The organism is Butyrivibrio proteoclasticus B316 (assembly GCF_000145035.1).
Lineage (GTDB): Bacteria > Bacillota > Clostridia > Lachnospirales > Lachnospiraceae > Butyrivibrio > Butyrivibrio proteoclasticus.
Map to the genome: position 1 here is coordinate 1,855,291 of NC_014387.1, position 17,781 is coordinate 1,873,071.

Below are 17,781 nucleotides of genomic sequence, written 5' to 3' on the forward strand. Positions count from 1 at the left end.
TTATCCTTCTTTCAGCTGATTATTGATCTTTATGACTTTATATGCCGAATAGATCATGTCAAATAGTAGAAAAGAAAGTGTAATGTCAAGAATAAGCGTTGCTATTGCCGTATCTATAGTGTCTATATCTCTAAGGCCGATAAAATCAGAGGGAAGACTCATAACTGTGAGCACAAAATAAATAATGGCCCATATTATAAATCCCTTCTTTTTAATCTTACCCTGCTTTCCTAAAAGAGTGCTGGATGAATTAGCATATAGTTGCCCAAAGCGAATTCCGCCAAGACCAATCCGCACATGAAATAAAATAGCAATAAATAAAAAAAAGCCAAAAACAAATATAAGTATAAAACGAGCTTCCTGATATTCGCTCTCGCTCATTTCAAAGTAATCTCTAAAGCTTTCAGGTCCAAAAGCAATTGATAAATAAAATTTGATAGCAATCCAAAGGGAATAAAGGATTATGAATACTCCGCTTATAGAAATATTAGAATTATATTTTCTTAGCTGTGCTCTGATCTCGTCGTCCATATATGCTCCTATATATGACCTTTTAAACTAGATTACGATAACACATTAATTATATCACAACAAGAAAGCATGTTGCTTGCAACATGCTCGCGCCGAGCGCGGTTGCATTTATGCAACATTTACCTATCGCGCGAGTGCGCATCCATAGCGGAGCGTTTTTTATGATATAGGAATTTCGGAGAAATTTACTATATCATAAAAAAAGGAGTTCATAAAATGAACTCCATCTGTGTCTCTTTAATTCTCATACCCATTTTGTCATAAAAACGTCTGGCACTATCATTACCCTCCCAGACATTAAGACTAATTTCATAGCATCCAAGGCGTTTTGCCTCTCTCTTGACGTATTCAAAGAGTCTTGTGCCGACATGTCTGTCTCTAAAATGCTGATCAACGCACAGATCATCAATGAACAAAGAAGTAAAAGGAACCATATTGGTAGAGAAAGGCTGCTTTTTAATAATGCAAAAGGCATAGCCCATAACCTCATCATTTTCATCAACAGCTACATAAATAGGTCTGTTATCATCACTAATAATCTCTTTTAACTCATCATGAGTATACTTGGTCGTTCCGGAGATAAAAATATCAGGTCTTATATGAGCATGCAGTTCAAGGACCTGCCCCAGTAGTTCTAAAATTTTCTCTGTATCCGTAAGTCTTGCTCTTCTGATATTCATATACTCCTCCCAGAAATTATCAAGCTACTCCCTCTCCTTCATCAGAAAGGGATACACTCTGATGAACCATAACTTCTTTATCATAGCACGCAAATGCACTGTTCACCAGCTTCTTATCAGGCTTTTTGGTAAATACAGAAACAACAGGAACAATGACAAGTCCCGCAAGCATACAGAATGCGCCGGCATTAATGGGTGACTGTAAAAGAGCCGGGAAACTACTGCGAACAAGCATATTGGCAAGCATCACAACAGTAGAAAAGACAAAGCTGCACCAAACACCTGCCTTGGAAGTACCCTTCCAGTAAAGTCCATATAAGAAAGGTGCAAGGAAAGCCCCTGCAAGTGCACCCCATGAAACGCCCATAAGCTGAGCGATAAATGTAACATTCTGCTTATACTGTACAATTGCTATGATCACAGAAATAGCTACAAATACGACAATCAAAAATCTCATGATAAAAAGCTGCTTTTTTTCATTCATATCTTTTACAACATGTCCCTTTAAGAGGTCCAGTGTAAGTGTTGAACTGCTTGTAAGAACAAGTGATGACAAAGTTGACATGGAAGCAGATAGAACAAGAACTACTACAATTGCAATAAGTATATCTGGAAGTCCTGATAGCATAGCAGGAATAATACTGTCATAGCCGCCGGCAGCAATGTCTACTCTGTCTGAAAATAGTCTTCCAAATCCGCCAAGGAAATAGCATCCGCCTGCAACAATAAAAGCAAACATTGTTGATACTATAGTTCCCTTTGAGATTGATTTCTCACTCTTGATCGCATAGAATTTCTGAACCATCTGTGGAAGTCCCCATGTTCCGAGAGATGTTAAGATAACTACGCCAAGAAGGTTAAGTGGATCCGGTCCAAAGAATGAAGCAAATATTCCAGGAGTTGTTGATACTGTTTCATCTGAAATACGCGCAAGTCCATCAAGTGAAGCAATAAATCCGCCTTTACTTCCAAGGACTGATAAAACAACCGCACTAATGCCAACAAGCATTAGTATACCCTGAATAAAATCATTTATAGCTGTTGCCATGTATCCGCCTGCTATAACATAGATACCTGTCAGTACAGCCATAACGATAACGCATACTGAGTAATCAATATTAAAGGCCATTCCAAAAAGCCTTGAAAGTCCGTTATAAAGAGAAGCTGTATAAGGAATAAGGAATATAAATGTAATAACAGAAGCTGCAATCTTGAGTGAATTTCCGCCAAATCTCGCTGCAAAAAACTGAGGCATAGTTGCAGAATTAAGGTGCTGAGTCATGATCCTCGTTCTTCTTCCCAGGATTCTCCATGCAAGGAGTGAACCGATAAGCGCGTTTCCTATTCCAACCCACGTGGCTGCTATTCCATATTTCCAGCCAAACTGACCTGCATATCCAACAAAAATAACCGCTGAAAAATAAGACGTTCCGTAAGCAAAAGCTGTAACCCACGGCCCAACAGATCTACCGCCAAGAACAAAGCCATTAACATCAGTAGAATTCTTCCTGCAGATAAAGCCGATAGCCAACATAGTTGCAAAGAAAACAAGAAGCAAAAGAATTTTGATGATCATAGTACCCTCCAATTATTCCCCATACGTTATTTAAAATAGCTGTCTTTAATACTTTAACGCTTTAAATCATGTTAGTCAATGCTCTTTACTTATTTCGTAGCATTAAATAGTCAAAAATAAGCAAAAATAGATAACAAATGAAAATATTATCGTGATATTATAAATCTGTTGTTTATTTACATAAAATAAAAGGAGTATTAGGTATGAAATTATTCGTTGACACAGCCAATATTGAAGAAATCAGAAAAGCAAATGACATGGGGGTTATTTGCGGTGTAACTACTAACCCATCACTTATTGCCAAGGAAGGCAGAGACGTTTACGAAGTAGTTAAAGAGATCGCTTCTATCGTAGATGGTCCTATCTCAGGTGAGGTTAAGGCTACAACAACAGATGCTGAAGGAATGATTGCTGAGGGTCGTGAAATTGCCAAGCTTCACAAGAACATGGTAGTTAAGATTCCTATGACAATCGAAGGTCTTAAGGCTTGTAAGGTTCTTTCAAGCGAAGGCATCAAGGTTAACATGACTCTTATCTTCACAGCTAACCAGGCTCTTCTTTGCGCAAGAGCAGGTGCTGCTTACGTTAGCCCATTCCTTGGAAGACTTGATGATATCAGCGTCCGTGGAACAGACCTTATTACAGAAGTTGCTGAAATCTTCAACATTCATGGCATTGATACAGAGATCATCGCTGCTTCAATCCGTAACCCTATGCACGTTACAGATTGCGCTCTTGCAGGTGCTGACATCGCTACAGTTCCTTACAAGGTAATTGAGCAGATGACTCATCATCCTCTTACAGATGCTGGTATCGAGAAGTTCCAGAAAGACTATCTTGCAGTATTTGGTGAGTAAATAGTATTTGTAAATATATTTCTAACTATCAAAAAATGTTACCCTTTTTCACTAAGATAAAGGGTAACTTTTTTATTGTCTTTTATTATTTTCCTTTTCTTTTTCGCAATTTATGACAATTAAATAGAAACAAATGCGTAGTAAATATATACACAAAAAGGTAGTATTTATGTGGGGTTATTGGATAAAATGAATAATTTTATGGCTGAGAATTATTTATATTTATCAATTAAAAATGTACTTATGGAGGTATGTATGAAAAACTTAATTTATTCAGTCTACGTAATTTTACCTATTATTTTGTTATGGGGAGCTAAGTTTTCCAAGGGTAAAAATTTTAATGACGGCCTTTCTCTTGAGCAGACCAAGGCTTTTCAAGGCTTTTTAGCCATCTGTATTATGCTCCACCACATTGCACAGAAAACCTGTGCTTCTTGGATTCAGCCTCAGAGCCGAATCGTCCACGGTCTTGATATTTTTGTAGATATGGGCTTCTTACTTGTTTCTGTATTTTTATTTTTTAATGGATATGGTGTTTATAAGAGCTTCCATTCCAAAGAAAATTACCTTAATGGTTATTTCAAAAAACGTATTTTACCTGTAATTCTTGCTCTTTATTCAACAACGCTTATCTTCTTTGTTGCAAGACTTCTTATAGGCGAAAAAATGGATGCTATGCAGGTTATCTTGTACCTTACCAGCATCAAACTTTGTAATCCAAATACCTGGTATGTAATTGTTCTTCCATTCTTCTATCTCTTTTTCTATGTATCATTTAGATTCATCAAAAAGGATGGGCTTGCTGTAGCGGCAACAACTGCTCTGGTAATCGGATACATGCTTCTTGGAACAAGGATCAACCACAATGATTTCTGGATCAGAGGTGAGTGGTGGTACAACTGCGCTATTCTTTTCCCTGTAGGTATTATTTTTGCTAAATTTGAGAACAAGATCATTCCATTTGTTCAGAAGTATTACTGGGCCTTTCTTATTGTATTCCTTGCAGCATACTATCCTATTCGCATAGGTTCCAGGATGCTTGGAAATATGTTCGGATACTATGGTGAAGGCTGGCTTCCACAGAATGTAATAATTATGAACAGAAGAATCACTCTTCTTGGCCACTCTATCCTTTGCACCTGGTTTGTAATGTGCTGGCTGCTCATGGGTATGAAAGTTAAGATTGGCAACAAATTCCTTAAGTTTATGGGAACTATCACTCTTGAGTTCTATCTTATCCACGGATTATTTGTAGAACTCTTTGGATGGCAGTTTGACGGCGGTGTAAGGTCTCCTCACCACATCAAATACGTCATCGTATATGTTCTTGTAGTATTCGCTCTTGGCGTTCCATCAGCAATACTTCTGCAGAACATTCACAACCTTATTCTTGGTAAAAAGAGTAAATACAAGCTTGTTGATATAAACCTCACCAATATTGTTAACAAAAAAGACAATACCCAGGCTAATAAAACTGCTTAAGAAAATCGCGCAATAAAGGGGATTTAACATGGGTGCTTATGAAACAGGAAACTACAGAAATCTTTTAAAAGAAATCGGTATTTCTCAGGAAGAAATAGATAACAGAATTAAAAAGGCTGTTCAGACTTTCTTTTTCGATGATAACGAGCGTATTTATCACGAAACAGGTAATGATATGGGATATCTGTGCGATACAGGTAATAATGACGCACGTACTGAAGGTATGTCCTACGGTATGATGATGTGCGTTCAGCTTGATATGAAGGAAGAATTTGACCGCATTTGGAAATGGTCCAAAACATATATGTTTATGGATGAAGGAGAAAATGAAGGCTACTTTGCCTGGTCCTGTCAGGTTGATGGAACCAAAAATGCCTACGGCCCTGCTCCTGACGGAGAAGAATTCTACGCAATGGCTCTTTTCTTTGCTTCTCACAGATGGGGTGATGGCTTTGGGATCTTTGAATATAGTAAAGAGGCTCGTAATATTCTAAGTGCCTGCATACACAAAGGTGAAAACGGACGTATCGGTGAACCTATGTGGAACAGGGATAATTACCAGATATTATTTGTTCCCGGAAGCCCACATACAGATCCATCCTATCATCTCCCGCACTTTTACGAGCTATTTGCCCTTTGGGCCAATGAAGAAGACAGAAGCTTTTTCAAAAAAGCTGCTCAAGTAAGCCGTGATTATCTTGTTAGCGCTTGTCATAAAGACACTGGATTAAGTGCTGAATATGCCAACTTTGACGGAACACCAATGGACAAAGAACTTCCTTGGGGATATTACGGTAATTTCTTTAGTGATGCCTACAGAACTGCAGCTAACATAGGCCTTGATAGTGTATGGTTTTCTGATGACCACGGACATTTTTCTGTTCCTCTTCGCATGATGAACTTCTTTGGAACCGACCTTGAAGCTGTAAGATGCGAATACAAGGTTGATGGTACTCCGACAGACAGACCTGTGCTCCACCCTCTTGGACTTTTGTCCACTATTGCTCAGGGTGCACTTACAGCACGCACAGATGAAGAAATGGAGATTGCCTCAAGATGGGTAAAGTGGTTCTGGAATCAACCACTCAGAAAAGGTGTCAGAAGATATTACGATAACTGTCTGTATATGTTTGCGCTCCTTGCTCTTTCCGGAAATTACAGAATATACTAATGGAAATATCACATCTACATTTTATTATTTCTTGTAATATAACTTGATCATTTTTAATATGATCAGAAAAAATGCCTCCAATAGTACGGCTATGTGTCGAACTATTGGAGGCATTTCATATTATTATATATTTTTCTTATACTTTTCGTCTGGCTATCGTTACCGCAGACAGGAACACTATCATAAACAGAGCTGCATACTCATAGTGAATACGATAAGCGTCCTTGTATCTGCATTCTACAGTCAATTTGTGAAGTTCCGGTAAAATATAGCTTCCATGCTCATTAAGAATGTCCTTAAGTCTTTGCGAAACATCATCGTAGTCATTAAAGTTTCTATCTACAGTCACTTCATATCTATCTTTAATAAGCTGAAATCTGCCACCGGTATATTGCTCATTCCATCTGGACCAGTCACGAAGTCTGGCGTTGCCAAGATAAGATATAGTATCATCTACAAATGAATTAATATATTCGTCTGAGAAATAACTGTTTCTAAGTTCAGTATATCTCTTTTCAAGTTTTCTGCAGAAATCCTCAGATTGAAGAAGCTGTGGAAACCAGGTCTGTCCCTCAAAACTTATAACTTCAGGGTCGAGCAAATATGCAGAAATATTATCTGCTATATTGTCGTAATCCCAAATCGGTCCTATACAGAGCTTACCTCTATCGTTCTTATATAGATATGTTGAGTTATTACCTGCATCATAGTTAGTGAAGAATTCATTAAAGATAAAATAATCTACAAATGAATCTACATCTATATACTGAGGATATTCCAGGAAGGTTTCTTCATCATCGGAAAAAAGAATCTTTTCTACTTTACTGATATCATCAGTAACATAATCTATTACCTTATCCGAAACGTCATCACCTGATGGATACTTAAGATCAAGATACCCATAACACAACTGATTTTGTGTAGCAAAGGTATCAAGCATTATTCCCTCTTCATCAAATCTGTCTCTTCTGACTATGTAACTTGTAAAGTCATTTTTGGGATTATACTTATTTATCTCAACTCTGTTCTTGCCCTGTTGTACAGGTTCCATCATAAGGTATAGTCCCTGATACTCATATCCGGTATCCTTTTTAATAACAACCTCACAGAAACGTACATCAGGAGTATATGGCATAAACTCACCGGCAATGGAATAACACATATAGTTTCTAAGAAGTGACTCATCAATCATGGAAATGTTGATGATCCATTCTGAGTCTTCACCCATTCCAAGGACATTTAATTTACGAGGATTTCCATCTTCATCAAGAAGCTTAAACCTGTACTGATGCTTATCATAAAGAATTGATGAGTTTCCTCTGTACTTGATCTTCATAAGTGATTCAAGTTCAGGTTCATCTCCAAGATGATTTATATTATCGTCATTATTTATAATACTAATATTTGCGTTAATATATGGATCAACGTTATCCTTCAAAATAAAGCGTTCTTCGCTGGCATCATAGTAGTATGATGAGGGAATTTCATCGTTCCCAAGATCTATGACAACAAGAGGAAGGTGACTTGTAAAGCTCTCATCTACCGAATAATCTCCATTTGGAAATTCATCAAATCCAAGCCCAGGGTCAGCTCCTTCACGGAGCCTGTCCACATGTTCAAAATGACTTGAGTTCTCAACCTTATTAACTTCTTGATGATACGAATATAAACCAATACCAACCAAAAGCGACAATATAACGATGCAAACGCATGTTAATCTGTTCCTACTCATAAGAGTCTTCCTTTATCTGCTAATCTCTTCGCTCTGGCAAATGATATTTACCATAGATACTGAATCAATATTGTAAAGTTCTTCTTTTATATCCTGTCCGTTAACTTTTTTCTTGAGCATTTTACCTGTAACTTCATAGATGAGTTCACAAGATTTGCTATTTGAGTTGTTAACTCTCATGTTAGCTTTACCTCTGAAAGCGTTTGTCATGAGCATAGAAATATCATTTTCTGCATTTCTATCTGCCTTAACACTTATAAGGTAAACATCGTCTGAATGAACAGCTCCAAGTAAGAGAAGTACAAGGAAGATCACAAGACTTCCAACTCCAACGAGAAAATACTCTGAAACGCCGCAGCAGATACCAACTGCTATGCACCAAAAAATATACGCAGTATCTCTTACATCCTTGATAGCTGTACGAAATCTTACAATTGAAAGAGCACCCACCATACCAAGAGAAAGAGCTATATTATTACCAATAACACTCATTACAAGAGTTGTTATAACTGTCATCATAAGAAGTGATACGTTAAACTTTGCGCTGTAAACAGCCCTTGAATGTGTTAATTTGTAGCACAGGAAAATAACAAGTCCAATGATTGTTGCAGCTACAAAATTAAGAAGGACGTTTTCATAGCTCATAGCTGTATTAGACGTAGATAAAAAATTAAAAATAGTAGATTTCATTTTATTTCCTTTCTATATATGATTAGTTATCATCTGATGAAGAGAATCGTATAAACTCTGAATTGACATCGTTAGGATATAGCCCGACGATTACCAGATCATAATCATTTTCCTCAATATATCTATCAATAGCTTCATCATCATTACGGTTAGCCCATAAGAAATCCAGCCTGCTGCACATAGGTGCCAGCCAAGCCCCTATTGGTGACGCATAAGAATCAGTAATCATGAGAACTTTTGGACCTTGAGAGTTTATATTATCTATTCTTACCTTGGGTCTGATTCCTCTCATGTACATGTCATACATACTTAATGTGTAAATAGAATCAGGTTCTTTTTCTATTTTTTCGGGAACATTAAAATCAATTATAGTTTCAGAAGCTTTACCATATATTGTCTTATTATCACCGTAAGTAAACTCATACTCTGTATCGTCATCAATATAATAAAGATCAAAATTCTCTCTTCCGCCGGCATATCTCTGGCCTACTGATCTTCCTGATGATCCAAGCATCATATCTTCGTAATGTATAACTTTGTAATTATCAAAGTTACGATAGTAACCATTTGGATCAAGCTCTACTCCCATTTCATCAAGTTTATCAAGTATAGCCTGAAAGCCTAAAAAGGCCGCTTTACTAGTCCAATGGTGATCCGTTTTAAAGAACATTTCTTCATAAGGTAGTCCGGATTCTTCCAGCGTTTTAGTAAGATCCAGATTCGGAATTCTATACTTTCTCATCTGTATCATGAACATATTGTTCTTATATGAGAAATCGTCATACGGTATACCACTATATCCATCCGTCCATTCATCCGATACCTTCTGCGGAAATGAAACATACAACATATTTATGCCTTTTTTCTTGAGAGATTCATAAAAATGCTCAGTTTCTACTGCAAGAGGTTTGACATCCGTATCATGAACCTCGTTCCAAAAGTTTCCGAGGCTTAAAAATCCATTTTTATCTCTAACATATTCAAAGCCATTTATTTCATTCTTACCAAGAAGCTTATTTGTTTCACCATATATCTCAATGACACCGTATCTGGCCGCAACATTGCTAACCATCTCGTCTTCGATATCAGAAATGACTTTTTTAGCATCATCAGTACTCTCAATCTGAGTTTCGCTACAGCATTCGTAAATTTGCTCTGATGCATTTACAATAGATAAAACAGAATATATTCCAACACCAGCAATGAAGATTGCTGTAAATACATATTTTTCTATATTTTTCATTACAGCCTCCTTCTATTAGAAATTAAAATATATGAATGGATTGTATCCACCCTTTACCATGCTGATCACAGAAAAGGTAAAAGCAGCTGTTAATCCAACAACATAAGCACTTTTAAGCCCAATCTTAAGGGCTCCATTTTCCATTTTCTCTAGCTTTTCTCTGCATATTCTTGCAACAGGCATAGAGAACACAATAGAAAAAATGATAACCAGGGCATATTCTTTAAGGAACATTCCAACTCGCGCATTGTAAAAGGCATTATTAGTAAGTCCAAACATGTTGGCAAAATATTCACCAAGTTCATAAAGAGTATCTGCCCTGAACATTATCCATCCAAACATGATAACTACCAGTGAATAGATATGTTTAAGAAAATCATGTCCTTCGATTTTTTCAAAACTTACAACTCTCTCAAAAATGATGAATATCAGATTGTATATTCCCCAAAAAATGAAAGTCCAATATGCGCCGTGCCAAATACCAGTAAGTATCCATACTATAAGGGTATTTCTGACCATCTTGTCCTTGTTTTTAACTCTCGATCCTCCAAGTGGGAAATAGACATATTCTTTAAACCAAGTTCCAAGTGATATGTGCCATCTTCTCCAGAATTCTCCAATAGACTTTGTTATATATGGATAATTGAAGTTTTCTTCAAAGCAAAATCCAAACATCTGTCCGAGGCCAATAGCCATATCAGAATATGCCGAAAAATCCATATAGATCTGAAGCGTATAGCAAATACCGCCAAGCCATGCCATAGTCACTGGAACTGAATAATACTCTTTAGTAGTCTGTGTAAGTCTGAATATAGTATCAGCTACAATTGCAATATTATTTGCTAGTAATACTTTTTTGGAAATTCCCACAGCAAATCTGGTTGTGCCGTTAGCAAACAGGTCCAAAGTAGACTTTCTGCTTTTTATCTGCTCTGCAATTGTCTTGTATCTTACAATAGGTCCTGCAATAAGCTGCGGGAAAAAGGCTATATATAAGCCAACATACAATGGGTTTTTCTGAGCATCAGTATCTTTTCTGTATATATCAATCACATAGGACAAAGCCTGAAATGTGAAAAAAGAAATGCCAATAGGCAATCTGATATCCGGAACCTGAATCAGTTCCATGCCAGCAAAATCATTAACTGATGTGAGAATGAATGTGAGGTATTTAAAGACAAATAAAAGTCCCAGGTTAACTAAACAGGCAACAACGATCCCCGCCTTTGCAGCCTTATCATTTTTGTCTCTAATACTCTGCTCAAACAGTCCTAATATATAATTCACCAGGATTGATGCAAGGAGGAGAATCACATAAACAGGTTCTCCCCATGCATAAAACACAATACTGGCTATAAACAGCCAAATATTTTGAACCGGTCGACAAAAAGAAAATGCATAATAGACCAGCAAAACTATTGGCAGAAAATATAACAAGAACGGAATACTTGAAAATACCAAAACTAACTCCTTTACTATCAGCCCGCCATTTTTTCATCCCATCTCTTTAAAATGGAATCGAAATCGTCGCTGAATATCAGGTCATCACTATTTTTTATCTTATAAAGAGCTCTATTATCATCTATGCATCTCACAAAAGAACATGTCATATTAATGCCTTTTCCAAATAATATTTCTCTTGTCTTTTTACCAATCTGATCATTCCAGTTAAGGGCTACATAGCGGTAATTGTAATCATACATAAATCCCTTACTTCCATCTGCTTCCTTAACTTCTTCATGAACATAAACTCTGTATAGACGTCTCTTTTGAGTATGAACTCCTTCGATTCGCCCCTCAAAGTTATCAGACAGATTAGCAAAAACGCTATCTTCTTTAGCTGTGAAACTTGGCAAAGATGGCTCTCTGTCATATATGAGCTGGTAATACTGAGACTTATTCTCCTCATCAAGTTCAGTAATAGCAAAGCTATATCGATACATTTTCTCCCCAGTAACGGAATCAATATAGTCAGTAACATACACTTCTTTAGCATTGAAATGTGCATTGTAGTGATGTGTCTTGACATGAATTCTTACAGTTCCTTTTGGAATAAGAACTGACTGATTCATTTTTACCGCAAGACCGGTCTCAGAAACATCAATTGTATCTCCATACAAAATCTGATCATTAAAAATGACCTTTACAGGAAGTGACACATCATATCTTTCTGTCATACGTAGATTTTTTCTGCCGATCATGAAGAAGATAGCCATAGTAAGAGCAAAAGCATTTACGCATAACCAGTAAATAATGATCACACTACCTACAGCCTTATATCTGATCAGATCAGATAAAGCAATTACCAGTGATATAAGTGAAAATGCAAGCAAAATGCCATGAGGAATTGCAAGCTTGGCATCATTTGTATCCTGTATTACACGGTCTTTTCTGGTAACAACAAACTTATGCTGCTGAAATCCCATTGCTTCGAGGCAAATCGGAATAACCAAATATGGGAACATAACTGTATCGATGATGTTACTCCATCTGTTGGTTCTAATATCTCCAGATTCCAATGCCTGAGCCTTATTAAACATGACATAGGAAGGAAGCCAGAAAAGCAAAAGCTCCCAAGGCTTACATTCCATTACAGGAATTGAAAATACTGAAAAGATAATCGGGCATAGTATAAATACAAATCTTCTAAGGAATGTCCACCAATAAATCTGACAGGAATAATAGCTTATCTTGGATGCCAATGGCATTTCCTTATTGGTCCATATATGCATTTTCCTTAGTGAATAAATACAGCCTCTTCCCCAACGTTCCCTTTGTTTAATAAGTGAATCTACTGAATCAGGTGCAAGTCCGTGTGCAAGAACATTATCAACCGCATAGCAGGAATATCCGCGTCCCTGAATATGAATTCCGGTCTCAAAATCTTCTGTGATAGTTCCAGTAGCAATTCCACCAACTTCTTCCAAAGCCTTTCTACTGATCACTGTATTTGAGCCAGCATATATTGGTGAATTAGATTTATTTCTGGAAACATTGATTTCTCTAAAGAAATAATCCTGTTCGTTAGGCACTTTATCTTCTGCATATAGGTTATACTGGAAAAGATCCGGATTGTAGAAGTTCTGCGGAGTCTGGATAAATCCAATCTTATAGTTTGGATCGATCTCATCCTTAGTTCTTTCAACCCATTTGCCATTTTCAAGTTTCTTCATTCTTGGAAGGAAGAAATATGGAACTGTCTCAAGCAGGAAATTTCTGGTTGGAATCATGTCTGCATCAAATGTTACAACAAGAGGCGCAGAAGTATGTGCAAGTGCATTGTTAAGGTTTCCTGCCTTGGCAAGTTTATTATTCTGAAGTCCCTGCCAGCCTACTCCCATCTTCTCGGCCAGTTCCTTGACCTCCATTCTGTATCCGTCATCACAGATCCAGATATGTACTTTACTCTTATCAGGATATTTCATGTATTTACAGCCATTTACAGTCTTGTATAGCACGTCTGTAGATTCATTGTGTGTTGCTATAAACACATCAACATCCGGATACCATTCCTTTGGAATAGTTGGTCTCTCAGGAACAACCGGATTCATCGAAGATAAAAGATGAATGAATGCCTCAACTGCAGAAACAAATTCACACACAAACAGGATAACTGCACAAACAATAGCTACAGGGCCATACTTGGTTGGAAATGTAAAGAAAAGTCTCCAGCCAAAGTAAACTACCATTAGAATGGTGGAAATTATAAGAAATAAATTATACTTTTTATCCTTTTTCCTCATTTTTCTCCCCTTTTTCAATACTTTTAATACTTTATGCTTTTCTTCGAACTATAATTACTGAGCACAGAAAGAATACAATAAACAGGCATGCAAAGTTGCCATATTTACCAAGGGATGACACATATAGATTATGATTGCCGTAATTACTGAGTTCTTTATTAACAGCCTCAGAGTGAACTGAGACATAGTCTCTTAGCTTTTGTACTTCCTCATCATATGTGTAACCATTTCTGTCAACATAAATGCCAAATTCATCTTCTGAATTAACCAGTTTGTATTCATCATATGATTTATGCCACCTGCTATAATCTCTAAGTCGGGCATTCCCCATATAAACAAGTGCATCATCAATAATCTTGTTTATGTGCTTCTTATCAAAGCTGCCCTTTAGAAGTTGAGCATATCTCTTTTGAAGTGCTATAAGAAACCTGTCGGAATCTATTAGTCTTTCAAACCAGGCTCTACTTTGGAAGGCTATTTTGTCATCATCAGCCATCGCATCCAGATAGTTATCCATAGCTCCGTCAAAATCCCATACAGGTCCGATATGGATTTTGCCATTAAGTTCAGCATACATATATGTTGAGTTATTTCCTGCGTCATAATTACCAAAAAATTCATTTATCAGGAAATAATCTACAAATGAAGTCTCATCTATATAATCAGGATAAGTGTCCAGAATTCGCTTATCGTCAGAATAAATAACCTTTTCAGCCTGATTTATATTATCCTGTATGTTTTTGACAGAATCTGCAGATAGCTTCTCTCTTCTAGGATATTCAAGTGATAGGTAACCATAAGTAAGGCCCTGCTCAGTTGCCCAGGTATCAAGTATCACAGCCTCCTCATCATATCTGTCTCTTTTCACAAGAAATGAAGAAAGACCGTCCTTGTTATACCTTGAAATATCCACTCTGTCTTTGGAGACTTTTATGCTCTCACATAAAAGATACAAGCCTTCATACTCGTACTTATCGCCCTTTTTGATCAGTACTTCGCAGTACTGCACATCCGGTGTAAAAGGATCAATTTCTCCTGCTACATTATATGCAAGGTAATTTCTAAGAAGTGATTTATCCGACATGGAAATGTTTAATATCCAGTCGCTATCTTCTCCCATGCCAAGAAGATTCTCATCTTTCTTGGCACCATTCTCATCCAGAAGTTCTAACTTGTACTGCTTTTTATCATAAAAAAGCGACGAATTTCCCCTGTACTTGACATGCATGCCTGAAGAAACCTGCGGCGCGTCATTAAGTGAATTTATGTCTTTACCTGCATACAGATAAACATTTCCGCAGACATAAGGATCAATTCCATCAATAGGTACCAGGATTTCTTTATCAGAATCATATTTGTAAGCTACTGGAATTTCCTGTTCCTCAAGGTCTAATACAACAAGAGGAAGATGGGAAGTAAAAGAATCATCTACCATTCCATCTTCAGGAATTTCTGTCATTCCTACACTTGAGTCAACGATTTTACTATCTACTGCATCTGATTTTTTTTCTGAAAGCTTTGCAAAAGATATACCTGCAAGAGAAAATAGCAAGAGCATAACCACTATCGTTATACTTTTTCTTTTATTCATAGTTCTTCTCTCTTAGTTGTTCATCTCATTATTCTGTGAAACGATGTTCACGTCTTTAACTCCATCTATTGCATAGAGAATATCGTTTAATGAACCGTTCTTTTTTTCTGATTTTTTTATAACACCCTCTGAAACAAGGTAAATAAGTTCATCATCTTCTTTGTTGGAGTTATCAGTTCTAAAAAATGCCTTTTTGTTGTAGTACTGCTCAATAGCATCTCTTACCGTAGCTGAAGCCTCTCTTGATGTTCTTACAACAAGAAGATATCTTGTATTACTCTGAACATTTCCAAAAATGAGAAGCAGAACAAAAATGAAAACTGTTCCGATGATAGCTATCTGATAATCTGCAACTCCACAGCAAATACCAATGGCAATCGCCCAGAAAATATAAGCTGTGTCTCTGGCATCCTTGACGCTGGTACGGAAACGAACAATAGAAAGCGCACCGACCATACCAAGTGAAAGAGCAACATTATTCCCAATACAGCTCATGACAAGTGTAGTGATCACTGCCAGAACAACTAAAGAAGTATTAAATCTGGCACTGTAAACAAGCTTTGAATAAGAATATTTGTAAGAAACAAATATGCAAAAGCTCAGAATCAGTACAGCTACAAAGTTTAAAAGCACTTGTTTAGGAGTAAGCGCCCCTGAATTTGTTACAAGATAGTTAAGTAATTCCTTTTTCATATTTATGCCTCCATCATTCCATATTTTCTAGCTCTGCAATATTTACTGTTAGATGTTTCCGTCTTGTCCACGCATTCCAGGACATCTTTTATATAGCTGAGTAGAAAATTGTTATATTTAACCTCAAGAATAACCTCATCCTTGTCCGCAATAGGATACACACAAAGATTCTCATCGAAGATATCAAAATATCCTTCATTTGATACGAGTTCAGTATCATATGTAATCCTGATGTTGTTCTCAACTGCTGCAAAAGCACGTCTCATATACTGAACAACACATTTAGGCCTGTATCCTTCTGTTACCATGATGTAATAAAGCTCTTTAGCCAGATCCTCATCATAATTTAGAAGCACAGAATAATTACAATTTATAAGTTCAATGGCATCTTCTTTGGAAACTGTAAGAGATCTCTTACGCTGATTTACCCCACATTTTTCTTTAATTTCAAGCTTGGCCTTCTTGGCAGAAGCCTTATATACTCGTAGCCTGATTTTCTTTCTATACTCGTTACCCATTTCTTTTTCTGCAAAATCAGAATCATTCATGGTATCAAAATATAGTGAACGGACCATGTACTGATCAAGTCCGTTGTATGGATCCCCATCCATGACTTTACTCATCTTGTCAAATAAGCTGCTTGCACATTCTAAAGAAATTTTATATTTCTTTTCTTCTCTTAAAACATCAATCATTGCTTATTCTCTCTCCTCCCTGAAATTCTAAATCTATTTCATCGCCTTCATAGGGCGTATACACAAAATAATTGTAGTCAGCATGTATATCCACGCTTCCTCTGTATTGCCCAAGCCAGTTAATTGTCTTTTCAGAATTATTGCCGTTCCAAATATTCATCATTATGCGCCCCTGTGAATCCGGAATCATGCTGTCCTTGCTGGTAACCATATATACAGGTGTATCATCAACAGTCCATATGATCCTGTCACTTAGCCATAAAAAGCCATATCTGTGAAATTCTTCAGATGCATCAAAACCAAGCTCATACATATATTCATGTTTGCCACATCCATCACTATAGAAATTAAACTGTACCCTGGTGGTGTCTTTCCCCAAAAACTCAATATCTATTTCATCCCAGTTACTTCCATCATCTTCTCTGGTAAAAATAAAAAATGACGACACAATTCCATCAGCCTTGGCCGGTTTCATATCCACCACATACATTCCATATCCAAAATAATCATTAGACCTATACTCTGCTCCGGAAAATGCATAGTCATATTTGGAACTGTCTAATGCATCAGTTAGCCATAGCTGCATATTTTCTTCTGTGAACCTTACGTTATACTTGGAAAAATCACAGCCAAACATTCCTCCGTTTGCCCAGTTTGCCTTGGACATGTTAGCAGATTCGGTTTCGGCCATTCTCTGATAAAAACAATCTCTGCCATCAGAGTTCGACAAACTGATCTTATTTGCTTGCATTAAAATGCTAAAAAAAATAAACGGGAAAATAATTTGAAATAAAATTTTAATGTATATCTCACCCCCTGAAAATAAATAGATATATTTTTAACATACGAAAAGTGATTATACTCTACAGTTTTCACATAATCAACATATTGTTTTTGTGCATTTTATACGAATTATTTTTGTGAAAATATTTATTTTTTATTCTTAGTTTAGAATTTTTTTAGAATTTCAATTTTATTTCACTATTTTTGCCATGATTTTGAAATTAAAATTCAAGTCTAACACTTGTCAGAATTGTCCAAATTTTTATATTTTATGAAATTTAATATTGCTAAATCAATGATATTTCGAAATATTG

The 17,781-nt window shown here is 36.5% G+C and carries 15 protein-coding genes; 3 read left to right on the top strand and 12 right to left on the bottom strand.

The genetic code is table 11. The annotated features are described in order from the left end of the window. The 3 genes from BPR_RS07665 to BPR_RS07675 all read right to left on the bottom strand — a co-directional run bounded on the left by BPR_RS07665 (position 1) and on the right by BPR_RS07675 (position 2,787). Positions 1-531, bottom strand: a complete 531-nt coding sequence (locus tag BPR_RS07665) for a hypothetical protein (RefSeq protein ID WP_013280899.1) — start codon at positions 529-531, stop codon at positions 1-3. Between the two features lie 209 nt (positions 532-740). Next, a complete protein-coding gene (locus BPR_RS07670; protein ID WP_013280900.1) occupies positions 741-1,211 on the bottom strand; it encodes a GNAT family N-acetyltransferase in 471 nt (156 codons plus the stop codon). Positions 1,212-1,230: 19 nt separating this feature from the next. Then, positions 1,231-2,787 carry a sodium:solute symporter family protein gene (locus BPR_RS07675; RefSeq protein ID WP_013280901.1) on the bottom strand — a complete coding sequence of 519 codons (1,557 nt, stop codon included), beginning with the start codon at positions 2,785-2,787 and terminating at the stop codon, positions 1,231-1,233. Positions 2,788-2,990: 203 nt separating this feature from the next. Between BPR_RS07675 and fsa the strand changes: the two genes are divergently transcribed. The 3 genes from fsa (at position 2,991) to BPR_RS07690 (ending at position 6,297) form a co-directional block, all read left to right on the top strand. After that, positions 2,991-3,644, top strand: a complete 654-nt coding sequence (gene fsa, locus BPR_RS07680) for a fructose-6-phosphate aldolase (RefSeq protein WP_013280902.1) — start codon at positions 2,991-2,993, stop codon at positions 3,642-3,644. Between the two features lie 255 nt (positions 3,645-3,899). Then, positions 3,900-5,126 carry an acyltransferase family protein gene (locus BPR_RS07685; protein ID WP_013280903.1) on the top strand — a complete coding sequence of 409 codons (1,227 nt, stop codon included), beginning with the start codon at positions 3,900-3,902 and terminating at the stop codon, positions 5,124-5,126. Positions 5,127-5,154: 28 nt separating this feature from the next. Next, positions 5,155-6,297, top strand: a complete 1,143-nt coding sequence (locus tag BPR_RS07690; RefSeq protein ID WP_013280904.1) for a glycosyl hydrolase family 8 — start codon at positions 5,155-5,157, stop codon at positions 6,295-6,297. A gap of 136 nt (positions 6,298-6,433) precedes the next feature. On the opposite strand, the gene BPR_RS07695 is transcribed toward BPR_RS07690, so the two are convergent. The 9 genes from BPR_RS07695 to BPR_RS07735 all read right to left on the bottom strand — a co-directional run bounded on the left by BPR_RS07695 (position 6,434) and on the right by BPR_RS07735 (position 17,435). After that, positions 6,434-8,029, bottom strand: a complete 1,596-nt coding sequence (locus BPR_RS07695; protein ID WP_013280905.1) for a CotH kinase family protein — start codon at positions 8,027-8,029, stop codon at positions 6,434-6,436. Between the two features lie 12 nt (positions 8,030-8,041). Further along, entirely contained in the window at positions 8,042-8,719 is a 678-nt protein-coding gene (locus tag BPR_RS07700) for a DUF4956 domain-containing protein (RefSeq protein WP_013280906.1), read from the bottom strand. Between the two features lie 22 nt (positions 8,720-8,741). Next, entirely contained in the window at positions 8,742-9,962 is a 1,221-nt protein-coding gene (locus tag BPR_RS07705; protein WP_013280907.1) for an alginate O-acetyltransferase AlgX-related protein, read from the bottom strand. A gap of 15 nt (positions 9,963-9,977) precedes the next feature. Continuing rightward, positions 9,978-11,306, bottom strand: coding sequence for an MBOAT family O-acyltransferase (locus tag BPR_RS07710; protein WP_322786851.1), 1,329 nt, complete (start codon positions 11,304-11,306; stop codon positions 9,978-9,980). 134 nt (positions 11,307-11,440) lie between these two features. Then, positions 11,441-13,705: a glycosyltransferase family 2 protein gene (locus tag BPR_RS07715; RefSeq protein WP_013280909.1), complete on the bottom strand. Its 2,265-nt coding sequence runs from the start codon at positions 13,703-13,705 to the stop codon at positions 11,441-11,443. Between the two features lie 31 nt (positions 13,706-13,736). Then, entirely contained in the window at positions 13,737-15,296 is a 1,560-nt protein-coding gene (locus tag BPR_RS07720; RefSeq protein ID WP_013280910.1) for a CotH kinase family protein, read from the bottom strand. Between the two features lie 12 nt (positions 15,297-15,308). Further along, positions 15,309-15,989 (bottom strand): DUF4956 domain-containing protein, encoded by a 681-nt coding sequence (locus BPR_RS07725; protein ID WP_013280911.1) that lies wholly within the window; start codon positions 15,987-15,989, stop codon positions 15,309-15,311. Positions 15,990-15,991: 2 nt separating this feature from the next. Then, positions 15,992-16,684: a polyphosphate polymerase domain-containing protein gene (locus BPR_RS07730; protein WP_013280912.1), complete on the bottom strand. Its 693-nt coding sequence runs from the start codon at positions 16,682-16,684 to the stop codon at positions 15,992-15,994. After that, complete coding sequence (locus BPR_RS07735) at positions 16,677-17,435, bottom strand: family 16 glycosylhydrolase (RefSeq protein ID WP_013280913.1); 759 nt, start codon at positions 17,433-17,435, stop codon at positions 16,677-16,679. The genes BPR_RS07730 and BPR_RS07735 overlap by 8 nt, the downstream gene beginning before the upstream one ends. Positions 17,436-17,781: the final 346 nt, after the last annotated feature.

Coding starts and splice junctions, on each gene's coding strand:
- BPR_RS07665 (WP_013280899.1), bottom strand. CDS start 531: ATGGACGACGAGATCAGAGCACAGCTAAGAAAATATAATTCTAATATT.
- BPR_RS07670 (WP_013280900.1), bottom strand. CDS start 1,211: ATGAATATCAGAAGAGCAAGACTTACGGATACAGAGAAAATTTTAGAA.
- BPR_RS07675 (WP_013280901.1), bottom strand. CDS start 2,787: ATGATCATCAAAATTCTTTTGCTTCTTGTTTTCTTTGCAACTATGTTG.
- fsa (WP_013280902.1), top strand. CDS start 2,991: ATGAAATTATTCGTTGACACAGCCAATATTGAAGAAATCAGAAAAGCA.
- BPR_RS07685 (WP_013280903.1), top strand. CDS start 3,900: ATGAAAAACTTAATTTATTCAGTCTACGTAATTTTACCTATTATTTTG.
- BPR_RS07690 (WP_013280904.1), top strand. CDS start 5,155: ATGGGTGCTTATGAAACAGGAAACTACAGAAATCTTTTAAAAGAAATC.
- BPR_RS07695 (WP_013280905.1), bottom strand. CDS start 8,029: ATGAGTAGGAACAGATTAACATGCGTTTGCATCGTTATATTGTCGCTT.
- BPR_RS07700 (WP_013280906.1), bottom strand. CDS start 8,719: ATGAAATCTACTATTTTTAATTTTTTATCTACGTCTAATACAGCTATG.
- BPR_RS07705 (WP_013280907.1), bottom strand. CDS start 9,962: ATGAAAAATATAGAAAAATATGTATTTACAGCAATCTTCATTGCTGGT.
- BPR_RS07715 (WP_013280909.1), bottom strand. CDS start 13,705: ATGAGGAAAAAGGATAAAAAGTATAATTTATTTCTTATAATTTCCACC.
- BPR_RS07720 (WP_013280910.1), bottom strand. CDS start 15,296: ATGAATAAAAGAAAAAGTATAACGATAGTGGTTATGCTCTTGCTATTT.
- BPR_RS07725 (WP_013280911.1), bottom strand. CDS start 15,989: ATGAAAAAGGAATTACTTAACTATCTTGTAACAAATTCAGGGGCGCTT.
- BPR_RS07730 (WP_013280912.1), bottom strand. CDS start 16,684: ATGATTGATGTTTTAAGAGAAGAAAAGAAATATAAAATTTCTTTAGAA.
- BPR_RS07735 (WP_013280913.1), bottom strand. CDS start 17,435: ATGCAAGCAAATAAGATCAGTTTGTCGAACTCTGATGGCAGAGATTGT.